Genomic DNA, 1,249 nt, shown 5'->3' with positions numbered 1-1,249 from the left:
GGCGTGACGGGTAAAGGAGTAAATATTGCGATCATTGATCAACATATGGTGCTGGACCATCCAGAATTCTCCGGAAAAGTCATAAAATATATGGATTTTGGAACAGAGGCTCCAGTTACAGAGGGCAGTATGCATGCACCGGCTGTAACCAGTCTGTTGGTCGGGACAAGTATTGGAACAGCGCCCGATGCTTCAATATACTTTGCTGCTACGCCATCGTGGAAACTTGATGCCCAGTTTTATGCGGATGCATTGAACTGGGTTATTGATGAAAATTCCAAATTACCCGAAGCAAATAAGATTCGGGTGGTTTCAATCTCAGCTGCTCCATCCGGGCCAAGATCACCTATTAGGAAAAATAATGATGCTTGGGATGGTGCATACGAAAGAGCCGTTGAAGCAGGAATACTTGTTCTCGATTGTACCGAGAACCATGGTATTACAGCACCTTGTTACCTGGATCTTGATAATCCCGATGACGTATCCGGGTGCACCCCGGGTTTGCCTGGTCTATCAAATACAGCAATGCCCAATCGGATTTATATTCCAACTTCCCGTAGGACGGTAGCGGAAGAGTACTCACAGGGGAATCCATCCTATCAATATACAGGAATTGGAGGATTAAGCTGGTCGATCCCCTATTTAGCCGGAGTATTGGCAATGGGATGGCAGGTAAATCCGGAACTGTCAAACACGCAGATCATTGATTTGCTATTCGAATCCGCATATACCAACGGGGATGGTGTGAAAATCATCAACCCGCCTGCATTTATTGAGCTGGTGAAAAAAAGCCTGGATTAATAAAGGTGAAATCGGTCAATATCTGTGAGTCTTATCGAGGAACAACCAGTTATTCTTCTTGGGTAATGAGAAAGATAACCAAATCTGTATAGCTCCTTCGATTATGATTGACTTGCTTGGGAATAGATTAATTTGCTAAGATATCGTTCCTGTGATGAAAGACTATTGACACATCAGGATACTAATCATACAAGATTGAATATTGAATAATAATTCGACAGGAATCAGTCTGAAATCCCTGCAATAACCACGCAGTATTCGCCGCGCAAGGGTTCCTTTTGAAGTTCGGCAATCGTTTCAGAAAGCGTACCGCGGTACATCGTTTCGAATTTCTTGGTCAGGTCGTTGGCGACTGCACATTTGCGGTCGCCGAATACTTCCGTTGCATCGCGCATAAAATCGATCAACCGGTAGGGACTTTCGTAGAATACCAGCGTATGCGGTGAAA

The 1,249-nt window shown here is 44.4% G+C and carries 2 protein-coding genes; one reads left to right on the top strand and one right to left on the bottom strand.

All coding sequences use genetic code 11. From position 1 onward, the window contains the following. Nucleotides 1–801, top strand: an 801-nt coding sequence (locus NC238_05370) for a S8 family serine peptidase (GenBank protein ID MCM1565369.1), incomplete at its 5' end; no start/stop codon positions are given. 224 nt (nt 802–1,025) lie between these two features. Here NC238_05370 and NC238_05365 read toward each other — a convergent pair. Further along, on the bottom strand, nt 1,026–1,249 hold a 224-nt coding region (locus tag NC238_05365; GenBank protein MCM1565368.1), incomplete at its 5' end, for a 16S rRNA (cytidine(1402)-2'-O)-methyltransferase.

Source organism: Dehalobacter sp., from assembly GCA_023667845.1.
Taxonomy (GTDB): domain Bacteria; phylum Bacillota; class Desulfitobacteriia; order Desulfitobacteriales; family Syntrophobotulaceae; genus Dehalobacter.
The sequence above is the reverse complement of the archived record's forward strand: the minus strand, read 5'-3'. Positions and strand labels throughout refer to the sequence as shown.